Source organism: Nocardia sp. JMUB6875 (genome assembly GCF_041154655.1).
In the GTDB taxonomy this organism is placed as follows: Bacteria; Actinomycetota; Actinomycetes; order Mycobacteriales; family Mycobacteriaceae; genus Nocardia.
In genome coordinates this window covers 1-23,204 of sequence record NZ_BAAFGR010000133.1, presented here as the reverse complement: position 1 = coordinate 23,204, position 23,204 = coordinate 1, and the positions used below count along the sequence as shown (strand labels likewise).

Genomic DNA, 23,204 nt, shown 5'->3' with positions numbered 1-23,204 from the left:
GGGGTCGTGGTGGGCGCCGCCGGCAGGGGGGTCGTGATGGTCGGCGGGGTGGCGCCGGTGCCGGTGCCCGGGATCACGGTGATGATCAGGGTCTGGGTGCTGGTGCCCTGGGTGGCCGTGATGATGTGCTGGCCCGGGGTGGTCGGCGTCCAGGTGATGCTTGTGTGCCCGGCCGGGAAGGGCAGGATGCCGACGCCGTTGGTGATGCTGACCCCGTTGTCGTTCCAGGTGACCGGCAGCGCGCTCGAGACGCCGGTCAGGTCCGCGCCGAGGGTGTAGGTGCCGCCGACCGCCGGCACCGGATCGGAGGGGCTGATCGCCTCGACGGTGGCGCCCGCCGTCGGCGAGACCGCCACCGCGATGGCGGCGGCGGCGCCGGCGACGCCGGCCGCGGCGAGTCCGGCCCCGAACACACGGCCAGAGGGATTGCTGCTCATGGGTACTCCTGTGATGCGCCCCGGGCTGCGGCCCGAGTTACTGGGAATCGGTCAGAAACCGAACGGCAGGCCGTTGGCGCTGCCGGAACCGCCACCGCTGGGCTGAGTCGTGGTGGTCGGCGGAGTCGTTGTCGTCGGCGGAACCGTCGTCGTGGTCGGCGGCTCGGTGGTGGTCGTGGGCGGAGCCGTCGTGGTGGTGGGGGGAACCGTGGTGGTGGTCGGCGGCTCGGTCGTGGTGGGCGGGACCGTCGTGGTGGTCGGCGGGACCGTGGTCGTCGTCGGCGGGACCGTGGTGGTGGTCGGAGGGACCGTGGTGGTCGTCGGCGGCACGGTGGTCGTCGTGGTCGGCGGGACCGTCGTCGTGGTGGTGGCGGTGCCGACGGTCACGACCAGGCTCTTGGACGAGCCGCCCTGCTTGAGGGTGATGGTGTGCTTGCCGGGGGTGGTCGGCGTCCATTCGGCGCTGGAATGGTTCACCGGCCACGGGACTCTCGAGGGCGGATCGGTGATGGCGACGCCGTCCACCGTCCAGTAGCAGAGCAGGCCGAATTCCCAGCCGCTGACGGTGGCACTGACCGTATAGGTGCCGCCGACAACCGGATTCGGGTCGGAGATGGTGACCGTGTCGACGGTCGCGTGGGCTTCGGGAGCCTCGTGCGTGGCGAGGACCGACACGGCGCCGGTCGCGATGGCCAGGGCGGCCAGCCCGGCGCCGAGGTGGCGGGCGCCCGCGGGGATTTTGCTCACTGTGTGTTTCTCCTGTGCTGCGACCCCGTAGCGAGGGGTCGGTCGCACAGTAAGTGAGCGGCTATCTGAAATTGGCCGTTTTCAGAAAAATAAGGGCAGGTGCGCCGCTACTTCTTCGCCGGGCGGGCCTTCTTCGCAGGCTTCGCAGCGGCCGCTGCCTCGGCGGCCTTCTCCTCCGCGATGGCCGTCGCCGGATGCACCGCCACGATGCCCAGTCCCTGACGGCGCTTGCAGTGCGCGGCCAGCTCGTCATAGGCGGGCTTGCCGATCAGCTCGATCAGCTCGGGGGCGTAAGCCTCCCATACCGGACGGGTCCCGACGTGGGCATCCGGCGATCCGGTGCAGTACCAGTTCAGATCGAGTCCGCCCGGACCCCAGCCGCGGCGGTCGTATTCGGTGATCACGGTCCGCAGGATCTCCACCCCGTCGGGCCGGTCCACCCAGTCCTGGGTGCGGCGAATCGGAAGCTGCCAGCACACTTCCGGCTTCACGGTGAGCGGCTCCAGGCCCTTGCGCAGCGCCATGGTGTGCAGCGCGCAGCCGATGCCCTCGGCGAATCCCGGCCGGTTGAGGAAGATGCAGGCGCCGTCGAAGCGACGGGTCCGCAACGCGGGTTCGTCGTCGAGATCGTCCTCTTCCAGATACAGCTTCTTGCGCACCCGGCCCTTGTCGTCGGTGGCCTCCGGCATCAGCTGCCAGTCCTCGGGTGTGAGCATTTTCACAGCCGCGTGCAGCTTCTTGCCGTCCTCCTCGTCGGAGAGGAACGCGCCGTGCGAGCAGCAGCCGTCGTTCTCGCGACCGTCGATGATGCCCTGACATGCCGGAGTGCCGAAAACGCAGGTCCAGCGCGAGAGTAACCAGGTCAGATCGGCCGCGATCAAATGCTCGTCATTAGCTGGATCGACGAATTCGATCCACTCCCGGGGGAAGTCGAGTTCCACCTCGGGCGCCGGGTCGATCTTCGCCGCTGGTCGAAGCCCGGTCGGCCCGCTCGCCGATGCACCTGCCGTCACAACGCGGAACGCTAACAGCTCAGTCGCCTGGCCTGAAGTCGTGACGCACCCAGTACCGTGTTCTTGTGCGGCTCGGTGTACTCGATGTGGGAAGCAATACCGTCCACCTGCTCGTGGTGGACGCGCATCGTGGTGGACACCCGATGCCGATGAGCTCGACGAAATCGGCCCTGCGGCTGTCGGAGAGCATGGACGACCACGGTCGGATCACCCCCGCGGGGGCGTCGAAGTTGACCGCCACGGTAGCCGAATTCGCAAGCATCGCAAAGACTTCCGGCTGCGTCGAGCTGATGGCCTTCGCCACCTCCGCCGTCCGCGAGGCCACCAACTCCGACGAGGTGCTGGCCCGGGTGCGCCGCGAGACCGGCGTCAATCTGAAAGTGCTCTCCGGTGTCGATGAGGCTCGACACACTTTCCTCGCCGTGCGCCGCTGGTACGGCTGGAGCGCCGGGCGAATCCTCAATCTGGACATCGGCGGCGGCTCGCTCGAGATGAGCAACGGCGCGGACGAGGATCCCGAACTCGCGCTCTCGCTGCAGCTGGGCGCGGGCCGGCTGACCCGGGATTGGCTGCGCCACGATCCGCCCGGCAAACGCCGCGTCGCGGTGCTGCGCGACTGGCTCGACGCCGAGCTCGTGCTGCCGTCCAAGCAGCTGCTCGAGGTGGGCCGCCCGGATCTGGCGGTGGGCACCTCCAAGACCTTCCGCTCGCTGGCGCGGCTGACCGGTGCCGCCCCCTCTGTTGCGGGACCGCGGGTGCGGCGTACCCTCACGAGTTCCGGCCTGCGGCAGCTGATTGCGTTCATCTCCCGAATGACAGCCGCCGACCGGGCAGAATTGGAAGGCGTAAGTTCTGATCGGTCACAGCAACTCGTGGCCGGTGCGCTGGTCGCGGAGGCGAGTATGCGGGCACTGTCCCTGGACACGCTCGAAATCTGTCCCTGGGCCCTGCGAGAGGGATTGATCTTGCGCAAACTTGATACCGACCTGGATAGCGAACCGATAGCAGGCGGCCCCGAGGGCGGCCTGGCGGGCCCGATCGAAACGGTGTCTCGATGACCGAGGATGCAAGTCAGCTGTCCGTCGCCGAACTATTGGCACGGAACGGGCAGCAGAGTGGGGCCCCCGCGAGTGGCGGGGGGCGTAGACGTCGAAGTGGCCGTGGCATTTCCGTCGCGGACCTGACCGGAGACATTCCGGTGGTGCGGACGGGTTCGTCCTCGCACGCCGCTCCGGAAGCGGACCCGGCTCCGCCCGCACCCGAGCCTGCCCCGAATGAATCGGACTATTCCAACTATTCGAACTTCTCGAATTATTCTGATTACTCGAACTTTTCGGATTACTCAGACTTCTCGTCTTCCGCTTCCTCTGCTCCGGTTTCCCAGCCGCAGCCGGACTATTCGTCCTACTCGGTACCCGAACCGGAGCCCGCGTATTCACCGCTGTCCGGCCCGATTTCGTACTACGACCCGCTGGCCCCCACCCCGCAGCCGCCGTCCCTACCCGAGCCGTCCGGACAGGATTGGTCCGCGGGCCTGAACTGGCCGCCGACCGAGAATCCGCTACAGCCGGACGGTCGCTCCACCGGCGGCCGCCGCCGCAAGCCGGATCCGCTGGATTCGGAGGTGTCGCTGGATCACCTGCAGGGGCTGAACGGCCTACAGGGTTTGAATGGCTCGGTGGGCACCGAGCCTCCCGCACCGGCGCGGGAGGGCGGCCGTCGCCGCCGCTACGACCCGGAGGACGACACCACCGACGAGGTGCGCCCGTTCCGCGGTGAGACCCAGTTCAACCCCGCGGCCCCGGCCGTCCCCGCCTGGTCGCCGCCGGGACCCGAACCGCTGCCGCGCAATTCGCGCCCCGATCGCCCCTTCGAGCCGCCGCAGGCCGCCGCCGGGGCCCCGCCGATGTCGCGCTCGGCGCGCCGCCACGCCGAGGCGCAGCGTCAGCCCGCACCGCCGGCCCCGCCCGCCGAACGTCGCGGCGGCATCGATCACGGCGCCGCCAACGGCCTGCCGGCCTGGTCCGCCCGCGGCCGCCGGCCCGAGGCCGGGCCCGGCCCGTCGAATCCGCCCGAGCGCGGGGATCAGGCGATGGTGCCGACCGCCGCGTGGTCCTCGTCGCTGGCCGACGACGATCAGCAGCTGCTCTCCGGCGAGTCGGTTGCCGGTGATCTGCTCCGCGACGCCCAGAGCCGCGATGACGCACGCGCGGAGCGGAATTCACGCGGCGGCGGCAAGCGTCGCGGCAATGGCGCCCGCGGTCGCGCGGCGGTCGCGCCCGAGCCGGAACCCGACGATCACCTCACCGATTTCTACGAGCCGCTCGACGACGAATACGACGATTACGACGACGAGCCCGAAACCTCCATGGCCGGACGGCTTTCCGCGTTCACGCAGAAGGCCGGGGCGCTGGGCCGCAAGGCCAAGGGCGGCACCGCGGTGCGGCCCGCCCGGTCCCGGGCCAAGGGCCGCTCCGAGGAGGACGAGAACCGCCGCCAGTGGATGGTGATCGCGGGACAGAGCGTGGGCGCGGCGGTCGCGGGCATGTTGCTGTTCAAGGGTTTCGAGCGCATGTGGGAAATGCAGCCGTGGGTGGCGCTGACCTTGGCGATGATCGTGATCCTCGGTCTGGTCGCGCTGGTGCGCGTGCTGCGCCGCACCGATGACATTTTCTCCACTGTGATTGCCGTCGTCGTAGGCGTCTTCGTGACGCTCGGACCGCTAGCCTTTCTACTCAGTACGAACTGAGCAGGGAGCGGGCAGTGGGGAATATGTCGCAGGGGGCGCGGAACGAGAACGGGGCGGGGCGCAGAGAGGTCCGGGTCGGCCTCTCGACCGCCTCGGTCTATCCGGAGAACACCGAGGCCGCGTTCCGGTACGCGGCCGAACTCGGTTACGACGGTGTGGAACTCATGGTGTGGGCCGAACCGGCCAGTCAGTCCATCGCCACCGTGCAGCATTTCTCGCACAAGTACGGCATGCCGGTGCTGGCCGTGCACGCGCCGTGTCTGCTGATCTCGCAACGGGTCTGGGGGTCGGACCCGATCGCGAAACTCACCCGCAGCGTGCACACCGCCGAGGCGCTGGGTGCGGCCACCGTGGTGGTGCACCCGCCCTTCCGCTGGCAGCGCCGCTACGCCGACGGCTTCGCCGAACAGGTTGCCGAACTGGAGAATTCGAGCCCGGTCGCGGTGGCCGTGGAGAACATGTTCCCGATGCGCGCCGACACCCTGTTCCGCGGCAGCTCGATCCAGCGCCTGGAACGCCGCGGCGGCCCCGGCCCCTCCATCACCACCTTCAGCCCCTCCTACGACCCCACCGATGTCGGCTTCCGGCACTACACCCTCGACACCTCGCACACCGCCACCGCGGGCATGGATCCGCTGATCCTGGCGGGCCGCATGGGTTCCGGCCTCACCCACCTGCACCTGGCCGACGGCCGCGGCGCCGCCACCGACGAGCACCTCATCCCGGGCGAGGGCACCCAGCCGGTGGCCGAACTCTGTGAGATGTTGATCCATAACGGTTTCGACGGCCAGGCCGTCATCGAGATCAACACCCAGACCGCCCGCACCACCTCCGCGCGCGCCGCCATGCTCAACCGCGCCCTCACCTTCGCCCGCGAGCATCTGAACAATTTCACCCCCGCGCCGACCCCTGAGCCGACCGCGGCCCATCGCGGCTGAATTCATTTCTGCCGCCTTTATGGGGTTTCAGGGGAGGCCCCTGAGAGTTCCAGAGAGTTTGGGGTGATTCATCCCACCACCCCGGTGGAATGATCGTGGTCTCCGTTTACGCTGTACAAACCACAGTGGAAGGACAGCGGATGACAACGGAGTTGACCGTCGATCTGGATTCGGCGAGCGAGCTGGCGAACGCGCCCTTCAGTCGCGTCTGCCGGATGACCGAACTCGATTCGGCCACTCCCGATGTCGGCCGTTTCGCGGGCGAGATCGACCCGACCTGGACCATCGGCCCGAAGGTGCACGGCGGCACCATCGTCGCGGGCAGCGCCGCCGCCGCCACCGAATGGCTGCGCCGCACCGCCCCCGAGCAGGCCGCCATGTTCCCCGTCTCGGCCAGCACCGACTTCCTCGGCGCCCCCGATCCCGGCGCGGTCGAGTACGAGGTCCGCACCCGCAAGCTGGGCCGTCAGATCGCCCTCCTCGACGCGAGCCTGATCCAGAACGGCCGCACCCTCGTGCACACCGCCTTCACGTTCAGCCACCTTGACGACTCCGCGCCGCAGTACGCCGCCGACCACGCGGGCGATATGCCCGCCGAACCGTCCGCCGACGCCCTCGGCTACGACGAGCGCAACCCCATGGGCAAGCTCGTCCACGTCGCCCAGGGCTCCTCGGTCGCCATCGACACCAAGTGGGCCAAGTTCCTCGCGGGCGAGAAATCCGAACCGCGCCTGCGCCTCTGGATCCGCCCCCTCGACGGCGACGAGCAGGACCCCGACGTCGCCGCCTTCTTCGCCATGATGGCCGCCGACATGAGCCCGCCGGTCCCCATGAACCTCGGCCTCTTCGGCTGGGCCCCCACGGTCCAGATGACCACCTACCTGCGCCGCCGCCCGGCCCCCGGCTGGCTGCGCGTCATCGCCCATTCCCGCGAGGTCGGCCACCGCATGTTCGACGAGGACCAACTCGTCATCGACTCCACGGGTGCCATCGTCGCCCAGAGCCGCCAGCTGGCGTTGATCCCCCAGCCGAGGTAACTACCTGCACCGCTAGCCTTTATGTCCATGACGAGGATTGCGGTAATCGGCGGAGGCCGGATCGGGGAGGCGTTGATCGCCGGGCTGCTGGAGGCCGGGCGGGCAAGCAAGGATCTGGTCGTGGTGGAGCCGGTTGCCACGCGCGCGGAGTTGCTGGGTGAGCGGTTCGGGATTCGCGCTACCGACGACATCGCCGATGCCGCCAAGTCCGCGGACCTCATCGTGATCGCGGTCAAGCCGAACGATGTCGATGCCGTGGTCGCCGAGCTGGGCAAGGCCGAACTCGGCGAGGCGCACGATCAGGTGCTGGTGTCGCTGGCGGCCGGTGTGCCGACCAGTCGCATGGAGTCGCGGCTGCCCGCCGGTTTCCCGGTGATTCGGGTCATGCCCAATACCCCGATGCTGGTGGGCCAGGGCATGAGCGCGATCGCCCCCGGCCGCTACGCCCGCAAGGAGCAGCTGACGCTGGTCACCGAGATGCTGGAGTCGGTCGGCAAGGTCGTCACGGTCACCGAATCGCAGCTGGACGCGGTCACCGCGGTGTCGGGCTCGGGCCCGGCGTATTTCTTCCTGATCGTCGAGGCCATGATCGACGCCTCGGTGGGCCTGGGCCTGACCCGCGATGTGGCCACCCAGTTGGTGGTGCAGACCATGCTCGGTTCGGCCGCGCTGCTGGACGAATCGGGCCAGTCCGCTCCGGAATTGCGTGCGGCCGTCACCTCGCCCGCCGGCACCACCGCGGCGGGGCTGCGGGAGTTGGAGCGGGGCGCGGTGCGTTCGGCTTTCCACGATGCGCTGCATGCCGCAAAACGCCGTTCCGTCGAACTCGGCGCGATCTCGGACTAACGTTGAAGGGGCGGCGAGTACGCTCGCCGCGCCTTTTCTCGTCGCCACGGCGTTCCAATACTGCTCGGTTGCTAGTTTGCTGCCGAAGGCCGACTCGCCACAGCAAAGGCTGATTTCTCACACCCGTCGCAGCAATCCCACTGGTCCCGCTAAGCTTCAAGGAGCACGTGCGTGTCTGTTCCGCCGGTGGGGAAGCCGGCGGCGCGGACGTGCCGGAGGTCAGTGGCGCAATGATGTCTGGAAACAGCCAAGCGAGGTCCGGAAACAGCCCAATCAACGCCAGCTCGGTCATCGGCGGAGGTACTCAGTTCCTCACCGTCGCCGAGGTCGCGAATCTGATGCGGGTATCCAAAATGACGGTGTACCGGCTGGTGCATTCGGGAGAGCTGCCCGCGGTGCGGGTGGGGCGTTCCTTCCGGGTGCACGCCAAGGCGGTGCACGACTATCTGGAGACGTCCTACTTCGATGCGGGGTAGGTAGCGGCTCCGGGTAGGCGATCAGCCCCACCCGTTTCGTTCGCCCGAGAGTGGCCCGGTAGCATGGACCGGCATCCTGTACGTGCCGGTGGTGCCGCCGGGTCCATATCGGCCCGTATCGGGTAGGGACTGTGCAGGGTCAGACAGTGTGCACCCCGCGGCAGCGGGGATGACCCGAGAGAACGCGAGGAACAACCCTATGGGTTCTGTGATCAAGAAGCGCCGCAAGCGCATGTCGAAGAAGAAGCACCGCAAGCTGCTTCGCCGCACGCGTGTTCAGCGTCGCAAACTCGGCAAGTAAGCCCTTGCGTAGCTGGAAGCCCGTCACCGTCGGTGGCGGGCTTTCGTCATTTATCAGGTGATTGAAGTCATCGTTAGATCCTGGTTAATACCCTTCGGATGCCCCCTACCCGCCGGTTACTCTGGGAGCGCGGGAATAACGGATACAGCAAAACATGGGGGCTGCGAGTGGGATCCGGTGCGGCAGGGACCCGGGACGGGCAGGCGCCCAAGGTGGTGATGGTGACCGGTGCGAGCCGGTTCTTCGGAGGCAATGTGGTGGCCCGCCTGGCGGCCGACCCTGCCGTCGAGCGCATCATCGCCGTGGATGCCAAGCAGCCCAGCCGGGAGTTGCTGCGCCGCATGGGCCGCGCCGAATTCGTGCGCGCTGATATTCGAAATCCCTTGATCCGCAAGGTGATCGACGGCAATCAGGTGGACACGGTGGTGCATCCCGCCGCGCTGTCGCGCCCGCCGTCGGGCGGCGGTCGCGCCGCCATGAAGGATATGAACGTACTGGGCGCCATGCAGCTGTTCGCGGTGTGCCGCAAGGCTTCCAGTGTGCGGCGGGTGGTGGTGCGCTCCTCCTCCGCCGTCTACGGGTGCAGCGCCAAGGATCCGGTGAAATTCACCGAGGAAATGAGCGCGCGCACGCCGCCGCGCGGCTGGTTCGCGCGCGATATGGTCGAGGTGGAGGGTTTCGTCCGCGGTCTGGCGCGGCGTCGTCCCGATATCTCGGCGGCCATTCTGCGATTTCCGCCGATCGTGGGTCCGCAGTTGGCCAAACGCGGTGTGCAGTATTTCCGTTCGCCGATCACGCCCACGATCCTCGGTCGTGATCCGCGCATGCAGCTGCTGCACGAGGAGGACGGCATCGCCGCCCTGGTACACGGGGCAATGACCGCCCCGGGTGGCACCTTCAATGTGGCCGGGGACGGCGCCATGGCGCTGTCGCAGGCCATCCGCCGGGCCGGGCGGATCGAACTTCCGGTCCCGTACGCGGTATTCCGCACCGCCGGACGGACTCTCATGGGTCCGGTGATGCGCGAGTTCACCGCCGAGCAGATCGACTACTTCCACTTCGGCTGCGGTCTGGACACCACCCGGATGCGCACCGAACTCGGATTCCAACCGCGCTGGACCACGGTGCAGGCATTCGACGACTTCATAGGGGGCGCAGCGTTGCGGCCCGTGATCGATCCCGCGTGGATCGACGCCGCAGAGAACAAACTTCTCGGCCTGCTCGGGGCCGGGACGGGAGCACACCAATGAGTGACGTAGCGAAGGTGATTCGACTTCACGACGTGGATTTCGAGGCGCGGCACAACCGCCCGTCGCCTCGGGTGTGGCCGCAGGGGGAACCGGCCGCGCTCACCCCGGTGACCTCGCTGACCGATCGGCTCGCCGAAGTCGAAGCGCGTCAGCCCAAGTCGCTGGGTGAGCTGATTCGGGGGTCCGTGGCGGAGGGGGTCCGCTACACCGCCGATTTCGCGCGCCGTCGTCTCACCGGCGACTACCAGGTCGACGAGTTCGGTCTGGACGAGCATCTGCTCGAGTCCGTCATCCTCCCGATGCTGCGGCCGCTGTCGGAGTTGTGGTTCCGGGTCGAGGTGTCCGGCATCGAGAACATTCCGGAAGTGGGCGGCGCGCTGATCGTGGCCAACCACGCCGGCACGGTGCCGCTGGACGGGCTGATGCTGCAGCTGGCCGTGCACGACCGCCATCCCAAGCAGCGCGCGCTGCGCATCCTGGCGGCCGACCTGATCTTCGAGACGCCGATCATCGGCGGCCTGGCCCGCAAGGCCGGGCACACCCTGGCCTGCCCGGCCGATGCCGAAAGGCTGTTGCGCGCGGGCGAAGTCGCGGGTGTGTTCCCCGAGGGCTACAAGGGCATCGGCAAGCCGTATTCGGACCGGTACAAGCTGCAGCGTTTCGGCCGCGGCGGTTTCGTGTCGGCGGCGGTGCGCACGGGCGTGCCGATCATTCCGTGCTCCATCGTGGGTTCGGAGGAGATCTATCCGAAGCTGGCCGATCTCAAGCCGTTGGCGCGGCTGCTCGGTATCCCGTATTTCCCGGTGACGCCGCTGTTCCCGCATCTGGGTCCGCTGGGCGCGATTCCGTTCCCGTCCAAGTGGTATGTCGAATTCGGCGAACCGATTTCGACGGCCGGATACGAACCGGCGGATGCGGATGATCCGATGACGATGTTCGAAATCACAGATCAGGTCCGCGAAACCATTCAGGGGACGCTGTACAAGAATCTGATCAAGCGCCGTAATCCTTTCACGGGCTAGATTATTCGCACAAATATACGAACGGCCCGGTCCAATTGGACCGGGCCGCTTCGTTTTTCGAGCTAACTCGCCTTGGCCTCGCGTTTGCGGGACAGCACGGCCGCCGCCGCGCCACCGGCCGCGCCGAGCGCGATGGCCGTGGGCACACCGACTTTCGCGGCCTTGCGGCCGGTGCGGAAGTCGCGGATCTCCCAGCCGCGATTCTTGGCGACCTCGCGCAGATCCGCATCCGGGTTGATGGCCACCGCGGTGCCGACCAGCGAGAGCATGGGCACGTCGTTGTGGCTGTCGGAATAGGCGGTGCAGCGCTTGAGGTTCAGGCCCTCGCGGATGGCCAGGGTGCGCACCGCGTGCGCCTTGCCCAGCCCGTGCAGGATGTCGCCGACCAGGCGGCCGGTGAAGATGCCGTCCTCGCTCTCGGCGACCGTGCCCAGCGCACCGGTCAGGCCCAGCCGCTTGGCGATGACCTGCGCCAGCTCCACCGGCGTCGCGGTCACCAGCCACACCTGCTGGCCCGCGTCCAGATGCATCTGCGCCAGCGCCCGCGTCCCCGGCCAGATCTTGTCGGCGATGATCTCGTCGTAGATCTCCTCGCCCAGCGCGGCGAGTTCGGCGGTGGGCCGGCCCGCGATGAAGGAGAGGGCTTTCTCCTTGCCGGAGGCCATATCCGAATGGCTCTCCTTGCCGGTCACCCGGAATTTGACCTGCTTCCAGGCCATATCGACCAGGTCGGAGGTCTTGAAGTACTTGCGCGCGGCCAGCCCGCGGGCGAAGTGCACGATCGACGCACCCTGCACCATGGTGTTGTCGACATCGAAGAAGGCCGCGGCGGTGAGATCCCGGGGGACCGCGGGGGTCGGCGTCTCGTCGTCCTCGTCGCCCTGGGCCTGCAGCGCCAGCTCGGCGTCGTGCAGTGCGATGGCGGCGTCGGCGCTGGCCTCACCGGCCAGATTGGCGCGGACCTCTTCCTCGCTGGGACCGAAGGGGCTGCGCGTGATGCGGGTGAACTGATCCTGCAGATCCTGCAGGCCCTGACCCCAGCGCGCCGGGAATTCACCGAAGCGTCCCGCGATGAAGCTCGTCCCCTGCTCTTTCGAACGTTCCGGCACCAGTACCTCCGCCTGTTAGCGCGACAAGTCAACAGTAACGCCCGCCGGTGGCCACAACGTAGACGGCGATCGACATAACGGGAAGTTGTTAGATGGTGGCTATGAGCGATCAGTTCAAAGACCCAGCGCCACATGCTGTGACTCTGTTGACCCGCAACGGCTGCGGGCTGTGCCATACGGCACTCGAACAATTGCGGCCGATCTGCGCCGAGTTCGGCATCGAGGTCGCGACCGTGGACGTGGACGAGGCGGCCGCCACCGATCCGGGCCTGCGCGCCGAATACGGGGACCGGCTGCCGGTGGTGCTGCTGGACGGCCGCGAGCACAGCTATTTCGACGTCGACGAACCCCGCCTCCGCGCCGACCTCGCGAAATAGGGAGCGATAGGGGCAATTCGAGGGTCGCGAACCCGGATCCCCTCGAACCCGTCCTGTCCGGTGTGTCCCGTGGCGGGTTCGCGCTGATGAGGGTTGAATGAACGCGGGGCCGGAGCCCGCCGCAAAGTGACTGAATTCACCGACTTTGTGCAGGGCTTCACAAGCGGTTACGGTGGTGGCACGCAACCCGCGTTCAGCGGAAGCGACCCCCTGAACCTGACTCGACCTCGCCTGCAAGGACCGCGACGGTCTCCCGGCGTCGGGTCGACAAAAGAACCCGGACACTCACCCCCGGCCGGACGAGGAGCGCAAGCGACGTGACAGAGCAGCACGAGACGCCGCCGAGTGGCGTCTCCAAGGCTCTGCAGAAGGACATCCCGCAGGCCACGGTGGCCCGGCTGGCCACCTATCTCCGAGTGCTCGCCGTACTCGCCGACGACGGTGTAGCCATCGTATCGAGTGAGGAACTGGCTGTCGCGGCGGGTGTCGGTTCGGCGAAGTTGCGCAAGGATCTTTCGTTCCTCGGGCCCAACGGCGTTCGCGGTGTCGGTTATGACGTGATCAAGCTGCGCGACCGCATCGAGGATGTGCTCGGGCTGTCCGAGGGGCACCGGGTGGTGCTGGTCGGAGCGGGTCATCTGGGCCGGGCGCTGGTCGGCTACGGCGGTTTCCGCCGCCGCGGTTTCGCCATGGTCGGGCTGTTCGACAACGATCCCGCGGTGATCGGGTCCGTGGTGTGCGGACTGGTCGTTCGCGATGTGGCCGAATTGACCGATGCGGTGGCCACTCTGGAGCCCACCATCGCCGTCATCACCGTGCCCGACACGGCCGCGCAGGGCGTGTGCGATCTGCTGGTGGACGCGGGCATGCAGTGCATTCTGAGCTTCTCGGCCCTGGCGCTGGACGCGCCGGCCACGGTGGAGGTACGGCGGGTGGATCTCGCGGTGGAGATGCAGTTGCTGTCGTTCGAGCGGGCCCGCAACGCGGAATCGGCCGCTGAGGAAGCGATGAGCGTGGCGGCCGGGAGCCTGATGCCCCGGGTGCCGCTGACAACCAGCAAGGGAGCGGTGGTCCAGCCATGAGTGTGCTTCTCGTCGGGATCTCGCATCGCAGCGCACCGGTGTCGGTGCTCGAGAAGATCGCCATCACCGAGACCGACCGGCCCAAGCTGACCGACAAGATGCTGGCCTCGAGCCACGTCTCCGAGGCGATGATCGTCTCCACCTGCAACCGCATCGAGGTCTACGCGGTCGTCGACGCCTTCCACCCGGCGCTGGGCGAGATCGGCGAATTGCTCACCCGGCATTCGGGTCTGCCGCTGCCGGAGCTCACCAAGCACGCCTACGTGCGCTACGCCGAGGCCGCGGCCGAGCACCTGTTCGCGGTGGCCTCGGGCCTGGATTCGATGGTGGTCGGCGAGCAGCAGATCCTGAGCCAGATCCGCGCCGCCTACGCCGCCTCCGACGCGCAGCAGGCCTCCGGCCGCACCCTGCACGAGCTGGCCCAGCACGCGCTGCGGGTCGGCAAGCGGGTGCACTCCGAGACCGGGATCGACCGCGCGGGCGCGTCGGTCGTCTCGGTGGCGCTGGATCGCGCTGCCGCCGTGCAGGGTCCGCTGGCCGGGCGCACCGCGCTGGTGCTGGGCGCGGGCGCCATGGGCGGGCTCGCGGTGGCGCAGCTGGCGCGCGGCGGGGCCGCGAAGGTCATCGTGGTGAACCGGACGCTGGAAAAGGCGCAGCGCCTGGCCAATACGGCCGCCACCATGCACGGCGTGGAGGCCGAGGCCATCGAGATGGACCGGCTCACCGAGGCCATGGCCGCCGCGGATGTGGTGGTCACCTGTACCGGCGCGGTCGGCACCGTGGTGACCCTGGCCGATGTGCATCGCGCGCTCTCGGCCAAGGGCTCGCTGTCCGGCCGCGAACTGGTCATCTGCGATCTGGGCCTGCCCCGCGATGTGGACCACGCGGTGGCCGGGCTGCCGGGCGTGACCGTCATCGACATGGAGACGCTGCAGCGCGATCCGCTGGCCGGCGCGGCCGCCGACGACACCGCCGCCGCCCGCACCATCGTGGCCGACGAGCTCACCAAATACCTTGCCGGACAGCGCATGGCCGAGGTCACCCCGACCGTGGCCGCGCTGCGCCAAATGGCCGCCGATGTGGTGGAGGCCGAGCTGCTACGCCTGGACTCCCGACTACCGGGACTGGAATCCACCGAACGCGAGGAAGTCGCCCGTACCGTGCGACGGGTGGTCGACAAACTGCTGCACGCGCCGACCGTGCGGGTCAAACAGCTGGCCTCCACACCCGGCGGCGACAGCTACGCCGAGGCGCTACGCGAGCTGTTCGAGCTCAAACCCGGTGCGGCACAAGCGGTTGCCGCGCCGATGGAGATCTCCGCCCTGCAGGGCGAACTGGCCGACGATTTCACCGCCGCCCACCCGGGGGACGAACAGGGGCACACCGCATGACCGGAGCTATGGTGCACGAGAACGAGACAACAGTCCGCGGGACATCGGATGCCCCTTGGCGCATCGGAACCCGCGGCAGTCTGCTGGCGCTCACCCAGGCCGGGCACGTGCGCGACGCCCTGATCGCCAACGGCCAGCAGGCCGAGCTGGTCATCGTGAAGACCGCCGGTGACCAGAACGCCACCGATCCCGTGCAGAAGATCGGTGTCGGTGTCTTCACCGCCGCGCTGCGCGAGGAATTGGCCGCGGGCACCGTCGATATCGCGGTGCACTCGTACAAGGATCTGCCGACCGCGCAGGACCCGCTGTTCAATATCGCGGCCATTCCGCCCCGCCAGGATCCGCGCGACGCGCTGGTCGCGCGCGACGGCCTGGTGCTGGGCGAGCTGCCCCCGGGCGCGAAGGTCGGCACCTCGGCGCCGCGCCGCTCCGCGCAGCTGAAGGCGCTGGGCCTCGGCATCGAGATCGTGCCGCTGCGCGGCAATCTCGACACTCGGATTTCCAAGGTTGTCAACGGTGACCTGGATGCCGTGGTGGTGGCGCGGGCCGGGCTGGCCCGCATCGACCGCCTCGACGCCGTCACCGAATCGCTCGAACCGGTGCAGATGCTGCCCGCGCCCGCCCAGGGCGCGCTGGCGGTCGAATGCCGCAGCGAGGACACCGATCTCGTGACCATCCTGTCCGCCCTCGACGATGCCGGCACCCGTGCCGCCATCACCGCGGAGCGGATGTTGCTGGCCGAACTGGAGGCCGGCTGTACCGCACCGATCGGTGCGCTGGCCGAGGTCGTCGAATCACTCGACGACGACGGCCGGGTGGTGGAGGAGTTGTCGCTGCGCGCCTGCGCGGCGGCGATCGACGGCTCGGACGTGATCCGGGCTTCAGTGGTCGGCCCGGTGGCGGATGCCGCGGAACTGGGTCGCGCACTGGCGCGCGAGCTCTTGGAGCTGGGGGCGCGCGAACTGCTCAGCGTCACAGAGGAATCCGCTGAGCTCACCGACGACAGCAATCCCAGCCCAATGGAGAACCAACGATGAGTCGAGTGACGAAGAAGAATCCCGGCCGGATCCTTTTCGTGGGGTCAGGTCCTGGTGACCCGGCGCTCCTCACCGTGCGTGCGCGTGAGGTGCTCGGCCGGGCGACGCTGGCGTTCACCGATCCCGATGTCGACAAGGGCGTGCTCGCCCTGATCGGCACCGCGGTCGAGGAGAACCCGGACGGGACCCTGCCCGTGGACGTGCGCCCCGCCCTGGGTGACGCCGCCGAGGTGGCCAAGACCCTGATCGCGGAGGCCCGCAACGGGTTCGACGTGGTGCGCCTGGTGTCCGGCGATCCGATGACCACCGATTCGGTCATCCAGGAGATCAACGCGGTCACCCGCTCGCATCTGAACTTCGAGGTGCTGCCGGGCCTTTCGGCCGGTGCCACCGTGCCCGCCTACGCGGGCATCGAACTGGGCTCCAGCCACACCGAGGTGGATGTGCGCGGCGAGGTGGACTGGGCGGCCGTGGCGGCCGCGCCGGGTCCGCTGGTGCTGCACGCCACCTCCGGGCATCTGGCCGAGACCGCTTCGGCGCTGGTGGAACACGGCATGGCGCCGCAGACCCCGGTCGCGGTGACCGTGCGCGGCACCACCCGCCAGCAGCGCACCATCGACGCCACGCTGGCGACGTTGAACAACGCCGCCTCCGAACTGGTCGGGCCGCTGGTGGTCACGGTCGGCAAGGAAGTGGAGAAGCGCGCCAAGACCTCCTGGTGGGAGTCGCGGGCGCTGTACGGCTGGACCGTCCTGGTGCCGCGCACCAAGGAGCAGGCCGGCGAGATGAGCGAGAAGCTGGTCAACCACGGCGCGATCCCGATGGAGGTGCCGACCATCGCGGTCGAGCCGCCGCGGAGTCCCGCGCAGATGGAGCGCGCGGTCAAGGGCCTGGTCGACGGCCGCTACCAGTGGGTCGTGTTCACCTCCACCAACGCGGTGCGCGCGGTGTGGGAGAAGTTCGGCGAATTCGGTTTGGACGCGCGCGCTTTCAGCGGCGTCAAGATCGCCTGCGTCGGCGAGGCCACCGCGGAGAAGGTGCGCTCCTTCGGCATCAATCCGGAGCTGGTGCCCTCGGGTGAGCAGTCCTCCGAGGGCCTGCTGGCCGACTTCCCGCCCTACGACGACGTTTTCGACCCGGTCAACCGGGTGCTGCTGCCGCGCGCGGACATCGCCACCGAGACCCTCGCCGAGGGCCTGCGCGACCGCGGCTGGGAGATCGACGACGTCACCGCCTACCGCACCGTGCGCGCCTCTCCGCCGCCCGCGGAGACCCGCGAGATGATCAAGACCGGCGGCTTCGACGCGGTCCTGTTCACCTCGTCCTCCACGGTCCGCAATCTGGTCGGCATCGCGGGCAAGCCGCACGCGCGCACCATCGTCGCGTGCATCGGCCCGAAGACCGCCGAGACGGCCATCGAATTCGGCCTGCGCGTGGACGTGCAGCCCGAGATCGCCCAGGTGGGTCCGCTCGTCGAGGCCCTCGCCGAGCACGCCGCGCACCTGCGCGCCGAGGGACTGCTGCCCCCGCCGCGCAAGAAGAGCCGCCGCAGCCGCTGAGCTCCGGCGTCCTGACCGACAATCGGCCCCGCATCGAATGATGCGGGGCCGATTGCGTTTTCGCGGTGTCCGAGGCGGTGCAGGGGTGTGCCTCGGAACCGACTCCGGACGCCACCCCGACTCTGCCCCGGCGTCCGGTCATTGCCGCTCCGGTATGGACCGCGGCAACGTGTGGGTGCGCCACCGGGTGGCGCGTCGAGCCCGCCCCCGGAAATGGTGTCGCCGGAAGTCGCGGCGTTCTCCGCGGGCCGATTCGAATTACCGTCCGTGGTGGTTCTCCGAAGTCCCTTGCGCTGACATCGGAGAACCTCCGGCGGGATTCCGCGAACCCCAGCGGGATTCAGCGCTGGGCCGCCATCAGGCGGCGGACCATGCGGCAGGTGGCGTCCGAGGGCCAGTGGACGCCGATGACTTCGGCTGTGTCCCGGATGGTTTCGTTCGTGGCCTGGTCCGGGCTGAAGGCGCCCGAGTCCAGCAGTGCGATGGCCAGGCGCATCGCCTTCAACCGGCGGTTGTGCGAGATGTACCACGAGCGCGGGCGGCCCGCCGGCAGTGGCTGTTTGGCCAGCGGCATCCACGCGTGATCGATCACATCCCCCTTCTTCGGCACCCCGGCGGACTTGTTCCTCTTGTCGGACATGCTGGTAACCGCTGCGAGCACGGCGACTCCCTCCATCGAACGTATCTTCGATTCTACCCGGGGCCACCGACAAAATCCGCTGCTCACAATGTCTTTCAAGATCTCACCCGGCAACCCCGCGGAGGCGCGCGCACCCGGATCGCGAGGCGGGCATATCATGCGTGCATGACCGGAATGGACCGCCCTCGGCGGTTGCGCCGCACTCCCGCGATGCGTCGGCTCGTCGCCGAGACCACCCTGGAGCCGCGGCACCTGATCCTGCCCATGTTCGTCGCCGACGGCCTCGATGAGCCGCGCGAGATCTCTTCCATGCCAGGCGTTTACCAGCACACCATGGATTCGCTGCGCAAGGCCGCGGTCGAGGCCGTGGCCGCGGGCGTCGGCGGGCTCATGCTGTTCGGCGTGCCCAAGCCCGAGGACAAGGACGCGCAGGGGAGCGGGGCCAGCGATCCGGACGGCATCCTGAACCGCGGGCTGCGCGCGCTGGTGCACGAGGTCGGCGACTCGACCGTGGTCATGGCCGACACCTGCCTCGACGAGTTCACCGACCACGGCCACTGCGGCGTGCTGGACGCGAACGGCGCGGTCGACAATGACGCCACCCTGGCCCGCTACGTCGAAATGGCGCTGGCGCAGGCCGAAACCGGCGCGGACCTGCTCGGCACCAGCGGCATGATGGACGGCCAGGTGGGCGCGATCCGCGAGGGCCTCGACGCCGCCGGGTACGCCGACACCGGCATCCTGGCCTACGCCGCGAAGTACGCCTCCGCGTTCTACGGCCCCTTCCGGGAGGCCGTCGGTTCCTCGCTGCAGGGCGATCGCCGTACCTACCAGCAGGATCCGGCCAACCGCCGCGAGGCGATCCGGGAACTGGAGCTGGATCTGCTCGAGGGCGCGGACATCGTGATGGTCAAGCCCGCCATGTCCTACCTGGACATTCTGCGCGAGGTCGCGGACCGCTCCACGGTGCCGGTGGCGGCCTATCAGATCTCCGGCGAGTACGCGATGATCACCGCGGCGGCCCAGAACGGCTGGATCGATCGCAAGGGCGCGGTGCTGGAATCGCTGCTCGGCATCCGGCGCGCGGGCGCGGACATGGTGCTCACCTACTGGGCCACCGAGGCCGCGCACTGGCTGCGGTGAGCGGAACCGAGTAGTCGCTTCGTGAATCCGATGGTCCCGCCGGCTGTTTCGCGCCCGTCGCCGGAAGACGTCCGCACCGCCTGCCAACTCTGGTACGCCGCACTGGGTGTCGGCCTGGTGCAGTTGATCGCGTCGCTCATCGCGCAGTTCGGGCAGCGGCACGAGCTGGCGCAGGAGATGTTCGACCAGGTCAAGGACAAGCAGGCGGGCGTCACGCTGGCGCAGGTGCAGGGCTGGATGCTGATCGTGTTCGTGCTGGTCGCGTTGTTCTGGCTGGTGCTCACCGGGGCCGCGGTGGCCGTGGTGTACCAGCTGGGGCGCGGAAAGAACTGGGCGCGAGCGCTTCTCACCGGATTCGGGGTGTTCCTGGTGCTGGGCGCGGCGGGCACCCTCTTCGGATTCGGCGCCAAGGAGGGCGCGGCCGCGCTGGTCGCGGGCGGCGCCGGCATCGTGCAGGCGGTGCTCGCGGGCGGCGCCGTATTCCTGTGTTACCGAAGCGAATCCGAGGCGTTCTTCCGCCCGCCACCGCAGTAGGTACTCCCGAGTTTGTTACGGGCGTACTAACGGGTATGGTGAGGGCAGTCACAGGGATTTCGGGAACCGGAAGCCGATCGTCATACGTTGTGCTATGGCGTGTCTCGGCGCCGGGAAGGCGGAGGCAACGATGCGAGTGGTGATCCAGCAGCCGCACAGCCTGCGGCGCGATGTGTTGGTGCTGAGTCTGCTGTTCCTCTTCGGACTGCTCACCCTCGCCGTGCTGTTGATTCCGGGCCTGGCCCGCTGAGCGATTCCGCGATCTTTACGCTCGACCCATGAGTGAGTCCATCGACGCCCCCGGGGCCGTGCTGTTCTCCGAACCCGGCGCGCGCTGGCGGACCATCGCCTACGGGCCCGCGCTGTGCGCGATCATCCTGGTCATCGAGCTGATCCGCGGCGGTGACATCCACTGGTTCGGGCTGGCCTTCTGCGCACTGCTGCTGGCCGGATTCGTCTGGTTGCAGGTGGTCGCGGGCAAGCGGCACATCAGCGTCGAACTGACTCCGGAACAGCTGCGCGAGGGCACCGAGGTGGTGCCGCTGCGCGATATCGGCGAGGTGTTGCCGGAGGATGACGAGGAGTCCTGGGATTATGAGGACTGGCAGTCGGCGCGGGCGCTCGGTGAGTTGTCCGGAGTGCCGCGGCGGCGCAAGGGAATCGGGCTCAAACTGAAGGACGGCCGGCTCGTGCAGGCGTGGGCGCGCGACCACTACACCTTGCGGGCCGAGCTGACGGCCGCGCTGGAGCGGTTGAACGGCGGGACGGTCGAGGAGAAGGAGGCGCAGTGATGCGGTGGCTGACCGTGTTCGCCGAATTCGTGCTCGTGCCCATTCTGGTGGCGGCGGCGGTGTGGTGCTGGCGCAACGGCATTCAGACCACGGTGTTCCGGGCGCAGGGCGAGGCGCCGGCGTTCAGCGCCACCCGGTACGCGGGGCCGTGGCTGGCCGCGTCCGCGGTCTTCGTGATCGGGGCCGGATTGCTGTTCATCGACGTGCTGGCCCGGGCCTTCCGGCGAGCGCGCTGATCTCGTCCCGGGCTGGAAGTTTCTTCCCGCGAGTCGGGCCGACACACCGCGCGTAGGGGGTGCGAAGTCGGAGTTTGCCTTGGAAGGCCCCGGGTACGCGCGGAACATGATGGTCATGAAGCGCACTGATCTCGTGAAACGCATCGCCACCGCGGTGCTGGCAGCGGGTGTCGTCGGCGCTGTGGCGGCGGGCCCGGTGGCCGCCGCTCCCGTCGATGCCGTCCCGGATCTCAGGTCACAACCGGTGGCCACGTCCTGGCTCGACCTACTACCGCCCCAGCTGAATTGCCTGTTCTCGACCGGATGGGCGGTGTTCTGCCTGGGGATTCCGCTCTCGTAGCGGATCGTGTGACCGAGCCGGTGGCGGGGCGACCGCAGACCGCACCGCCACCCCTCGCACGGTCGGCGAAAGTCGACGAGGGGCTCAACCCCAGTTCTGGTAAATATCCAGCACTCGGCCGCCGCGCGAACCGGGGGCATTGAAGAAGACCACCACGTTGCCGTCCGGGTGATCACCGGCCTCCATGATCACCTGCCGCAGCGAGGCGTGCACCCCGCCCTTGTCGTCCTTATAGATGGTGGTGTCGGGCTGCAGTCCGGCGCCCATTCGGCTCAACGGCACGAACATGCTGATCACCGCGGGTATCGGACCATCGGCGATGGCGACGGTCTCGTCATGCGAGAGGATCACCCCCACCCGGCCCTGATCGATCTGGACGACCGGCACCCCCGCGGCCGCCGCGCCGCCCGCGACCACGACCCCGGCCGCGACCGCTGCGATTCCAACCCCGAACAGAACGACCCGCATCCGTCTCGCCCTCTCTCCGAAGCAGCCTCCTGTGCCGAGACATTACGCATCGGCAATCATCTAGCGAATAACGTTGTACGAATTCCACTTCGGCGTGTTGCGTTGGGCGAGTCTCTGCTGGCCAAGCCTCGGCGGGGTCGGTTCCGGGTGGTGTGATTCCGGCGAATTTCCGGAGTGGCCAGGGTTGCCTTCGGGATGCGCTGTTCAGATCGAGGTGCGAGGATGACGGGTTCGGCTGTGGGGGAAGCCACTCGACTACACCCTGTCGTCGACGGCGGTCGGGGCGGCTGAGAGACTGGGTGCCGTGAGTTCTTCTCCGCGTGTGAGCCAGGTGTCGGTCCCGGTCTCGGCCCAACTTTTCGAACGCGCCGCGGCGGTCATTCCGGGTGGCGTGAATTCGCCCGTCCGCGCGTTCAAATCCGTGGGCGGCACGCCGCGGTTCATCGCGTCCGCGCGCGGCTGCACGCTGACCGATGCCGATGGCAACGAGTACGTGGACCTGGTGTGTTCGTGGGGTCCGATGATTCTCGGCCATGCGCATCCGGCAGTGGTCGAGGCGGTGCAGCGGGTGGCCCCGGGCGGGCTGTCCTTCGGCGCGCCGACCGAGGCGGAAATCGAACTGGCCGAGGCCATCGCGGGCCGGGTGGCTCCGGTCGAGCGGGTGCGGCTGGTGAACTCCGGCACCGAGGCCACCATGAGCGCGGTGCGGCTGGCGCGCGGTTTCACCGGGCGCTCCAAGATCGTGAAGTTCAGCGGCTGCTACCACGGGCACGTGGACGCGCTGCTGGCCGACGCCGGATCGGGGGTGGCCACGCTGGGTCTGCCGACCTCGCCGGGTGTCACCGGTGCGCAGGCGAGCGACACCATCGTGCTGCCCTACAACGACCTCGAGGCCGTGGCCGCGGCCTTCGCCGCCAATCCGGGTGAGATCGCGTGCGTCATCACCGAGGCCGCGGCGGGGAATATGGGCGCGGTCGCGCCGCTGCCCGGATTCAACGAGGGGCTGCGCAAGCTCACCTCGGAGAACGGCGCGCTGCTGATCATGGACGAGGTCATGACCGGATTCCGGGTGAGCCACTCGGGCTGGTTCGGCCTCGACGGCGTGGCAGGGGACCTTTACACCTTCGGCAAGGTGATGAGCGGCGGCCTGCCGGCGGCCGCGTTCGGCGGGCGCGCCGAGATCATGAACCACCTGGCTCCGATGGGGCCGGTGTATCAGGCGGGCACCCTGTCCGGGAATCCGGTGGCGGTGGCGGCGGGCCTGGCCACGCTGCGGGCCGCCGATGAGCAGGTGTACGCCACGCTGAACAAGAACGCCGAGCGGCTGGGCGCGCTGCTGACCGAGGCGCTCACCGCCGAAGGTGTCGGGCACCGCGTGCAATTCGCGGGCAATATGGTCAGCGTGTTCTTCGCCGAGAACCCGGTCACCGACTACGCCGCCGCCAAGGCGAGCGAAACCTGGCGCTTCCCAGCCTTCTTCCACGCGCTGCTGGACGCCGGCGTCTACGCGCCGCCGAGCGCCTTCGAAGCCTGGTTCGTCTCGGCCGCCCTCGACGAGAACGCATTCGATCGCATCGCCGCCGCCCTCCCCGCCGCCGCGCGCGCCGCGGCGGCCGAGTGCTGGATATTTACCAGAACTGGGGTTGAGCCCCTCGTCGACTTTCGCCGACCGTGCGAGGGG

At 68.6% G+C, this 23,204-nt stretch carries 26 protein-coding genes; 20 read left to right on the top strand and 6 right to left on the bottom strand.

What is annotated here, in order from left to right; all coding sequences use genetic code 11:
* The 3 genes from ACAM49_RS28725 to ACAM49_RS28715 all read right to left on the bottom strand — a co-directional run.
* On the bottom strand, positions 1–437 hold a 437-nt coding region (locus ACAM49_RS28725; protein ID WP_369638671.1), incomplete at its 3' end, for a hypothetical protein.
* Between the two features lie 51 nt (positions 438–488).
* Positions 489–1,184, bottom strand: a complete 696-nt coding sequence (locus ACAM49_RS28720) for a hypothetical protein (RefSeq protein ID WP_369638670.1) — start codon at positions 1,182–1,184, stop codon at positions 489–491.
* 107 nt (positions 1,185–1,291) lie between these two features.
* Positions 1,292–2,143 (bottom strand): hypothetical protein, encoded by an 852-nt coding sequence (locus ACAM49_RS28715; protein ID WP_369638676.1) that lies wholly within the window; start codon positions 2,141–2,143, stop codon positions 1,292–1,294.
* A 119-nt stretch (positions 2,144–2,262) separates the two neighbouring features.
* On the opposite strand from ACAM49_RS28715, the gene ACAM49_RS28710 reads away from it, so the two are divergent.
* The 9 genes from ACAM49_RS28710 (at position 2,263) to ACAM49_RS28670 (ending at position 10,816) form a co-directional block, all read left to right on the top strand.
* Positions 2,263–3,255 (top strand): hypothetical protein, encoded by a 993-nt coding sequence (locus tag ACAM49_RS28710; protein ID WP_369638669.1) that lies wholly within the window; start codon positions 2,263–2,265, stop codon positions 3,253–3,255.
* Positions 3,252–4,946 (top strand): hypothetical protein, encoded by a 1,695-nt coding sequence (locus ACAM49_RS28705; RefSeq protein ID WP_369638668.1) that lies wholly within the window; start codon positions 3,252–3,254, stop codon positions 4,944–4,946. Before ACAM49_RS28710 ends, ACAM49_RS28705 begins: the two co-directional genes overlap by 4 nt.
* A gap of 23 nt (positions 4,947–4,969) precedes the next feature.
* Positions 4,970–5,884, top strand: coding sequence for a sugar phosphate isomerase/epimerase family protein (locus ACAM49_RS28700; RefSeq protein ID WP_369638675.1), 915 nt, complete (start codon positions 4,970–4,972; stop codon positions 5,882–5,884).
* Positions 5,885–6,024: 140 nt separating this feature from the next.
* Complete coding sequence (locus ACAM49_RS28695) at positions 6,025–6,921, top strand: thioesterase family protein (RefSeq protein ID WP_369638667.1); 897 nt, start codon at positions 6,025–6,027, stop codon at positions 6,919–6,921.
* Positions 6,922–6,948: 27 nt separating this feature from the next.
* Positions 6,949–7,767, top strand: coding sequence for a pyrroline-5-carboxylate reductase (gene proC, locus ACAM49_RS28690; RefSeq protein WP_369638666.1), 819 nt, complete (start codon positions 6,949–6,951; stop codon positions 7,765–7,767).
* Between the two features lie 230 nt (positions 7,768–7,997).
* Positions 7,998–8,243 (top strand): helix-turn-helix domain-containing protein, encoded by a 246-nt coding sequence (locus ACAM49_RS28685; RefSeq protein ID WP_051179533.1) that lies wholly within the window; start codon positions 7,998–8,000, stop codon positions 8,241–8,243.
* A gap of 199 nt (positions 8,244–8,442) precedes the next feature.
* Positions 8,443–8,544 carry an AURKAIP1/COX24 domain-containing protein gene (locus tag ACAM49_RS28680; protein ID WP_003402602.1) on the top strand — a complete coding sequence of 34 codons (102 nt, stop codon included), beginning with the start codon at positions 8,443–8,445 and terminating at the stop codon, positions 8,542–8,544.
* Positions 8,545–8,762: 218 nt separating this feature from the next.
* Complete coding sequence (locus ACAM49_RS28675) at positions 8,763–9,794, top strand: NAD-dependent epimerase/dehydratase family protein (protein ID WP_051179539.1); 1,032 nt, start codon at positions 8,763–8,765, stop codon at positions 9,792–9,794.
* Positions 9,791–10,816: a lysophospholipid acyltransferase family protein gene (locus ACAM49_RS28670; RefSeq protein WP_369638665.1), complete on the top strand. Its 1,026-nt coding sequence runs from the start codon at positions 9,791–9,793 to the stop codon at positions 10,814–10,816. Before ACAM49_RS28675 ends, ACAM49_RS28670 begins: the two co-directional genes overlap by 4 nt.
* A gap of 62 nt (positions 10,817–10,878) precedes the next feature.
* On the opposite strand, the gene ACAM49_RS28665 is transcribed toward ACAM49_RS28670, so the two are convergent.
* Entirely contained in the window at positions 10,879–11,844 is a 966-nt protein-coding gene (locus tag ACAM49_RS28665; RefSeq protein WP_369638674.1) for an HAD family hydrolase, read from the bottom strand.
* Positions 11,845–12,026: 182 nt separating this feature from the next.
* Here ACAM49_RS28665 and ACAM49_RS28660 point away from each other — a divergent pair, with 182 nt between their 5' ends.
* From ACAM49_RS28660 to ACAM49_RS28640, 5 genes are all read left to right on the top strand, one after another.
* Positions 12,027–12,302, top strand: a complete 276-nt coding sequence (locus ACAM49_RS28660) for a glutaredoxin family protein (RefSeq protein ID WP_369638664.1) — start codon at positions 12,027–12,029, stop codon at positions 12,300–12,302.
* Between the two features lie 317 nt (positions 12,303–12,619).
* Positions 12,620–13,384: a redox-sensing transcriptional repressor Rex gene (locus tag ACAM49_RS28655; protein ID WP_369638663.1), complete on the top strand. Its 765-nt coding sequence runs from the start codon at positions 12,620–12,622 to the stop codon at positions 13,382–13,384.
* Positions 13,381–14,775, top strand: a complete 1,395-nt coding sequence (locus ACAM49_RS28650) for a glutamyl-tRNA reductase (RefSeq protein WP_369638662.1) — start codon at positions 13,381–13,383, stop codon at positions 14,773–14,775. Before ACAM49_RS28655 ends, ACAM49_RS28650 begins: the two co-directional genes overlap by 4 nt.
* Positions 14,776–14,783: 8 nt before the next feature.
* The gene (gene hemC / locus ACAM49_RS28645; RefSeq protein ID WP_369638673.1) at positions 14,784–15,812 is read left to right on the top strand and encodes a hydroxymethylbilane synthase; all 1,029 of its coding nucleotides are present in this window, start codon (positions 14,784–14,786) and stop codon (positions 15,810–15,812) included.
* On the top strand, positions 15,809–17,371 hold the full coding sequence (locus ACAM49_RS28640; protein ID WP_369638661.1) for a uroporphyrinogen-III synthase: 1,563 nt from the start codon (positions 15,809–15,811) through the stop codon (positions 17,369–17,371). The genes hemC and ACAM49_RS28640 overlap by 4 nt, the downstream gene beginning before the upstream one ends.
* 340 nt (positions 17,372–17,711) lie before the next feature.
* Here ACAM49_RS28640 and ACAM49_RS28635 read toward each other — a convergent pair whose 3' ends face one another.
* Complete coding sequence (locus ACAM49_RS28635; protein ID WP_369638660.1) at positions 17,712–18,011, bottom strand: hypothetical protein; 300 nt, start codon at positions 18,009–18,011, stop codon at positions 17,712–17,714.
* 165 nt (positions 18,012–18,176) lie between these two features.
* Here ACAM49_RS28635 and hemB point away from each other — a divergent pair, with 165 nt between their 5' ends.
* The 5 genes from hemB (at position 18,177) to ACAM49_RS28610 (ending at position 21,055) form a co-directional block, all read left to right on the top strand.
* On the top strand, positions 18,177–19,154 hold the full coding sequence (gene hemB / locus ACAM49_RS28630; RefSeq protein WP_369638659.1) for a porphobilinogen synthase: 978 nt from the start codon (positions 18,177–18,179) through the stop codon (positions 19,152–19,154).
* A 30-nt stretch (positions 19,155–19,184) separates the two neighbouring features.
* Positions 19,185–19,688 (top strand): hypothetical protein, encoded by a 504-nt coding sequence (locus ACAM49_RS28625; protein WP_369638672.1) that lies wholly within the window; start codon positions 19,185–19,187, stop codon positions 19,686–19,688.
* Positions 19,689–19,966: 278 nt separating this feature from the next.
* Positions 19,967–20,479, top strand: a complete 513-nt coding sequence (locus ACAM49_RS28620) for a hypothetical protein (RefSeq protein ID WP_369638658.1) — start codon at positions 19,967–19,969, stop codon at positions 20,477–20,479.
* Complete coding sequence (locus ACAM49_RS28615) at positions 20,479–20,715, top strand: hypothetical protein (RefSeq protein WP_369638657.1); 237 nt, start codon at positions 20,479–20,481, stop codon at positions 20,713–20,715. The genes ACAM49_RS28620 and ACAM49_RS28615 overlap by 1 nt, the downstream gene beginning before the upstream one ends.
* Positions 20,716–20,830: 115 nt before the next feature.
* Positions 20,831–21,055, top strand: coding sequence for a hypothetical protein (locus tag ACAM49_RS28610; protein ID WP_369638656.1), 225 nt, complete (start codon positions 20,831–20,833; stop codon positions 21,053–21,055).
* A gap of 84 nt (positions 21,056–21,139) precedes the next feature.
* On the opposite strand, the gene ACAM49_RS28605 is transcribed toward ACAM49_RS28610, so the two are convergent.
* Positions 21,140–21,523, bottom strand: a complete 384-nt coding sequence (locus tag ACAM49_RS28605; protein WP_369638655.1) for a hypothetical protein — start codon at positions 21,521–21,523, stop codon at positions 21,140–21,142.
* A gap of 304 nt (positions 21,524–21,827) precedes the next feature.
* On the opposite strand from ACAM49_RS28605, the gene hemL reads away from it, so the two are divergent.
* Positions 21,828–23,204 (top strand): glutamate-1-semialdehyde 2,1-aminomutase (gene hemL / locus ACAM49_RS28600; protein ID WP_369638654.1); only part of this gene is annotated, 1,377 nt, incomplete at its 3' end.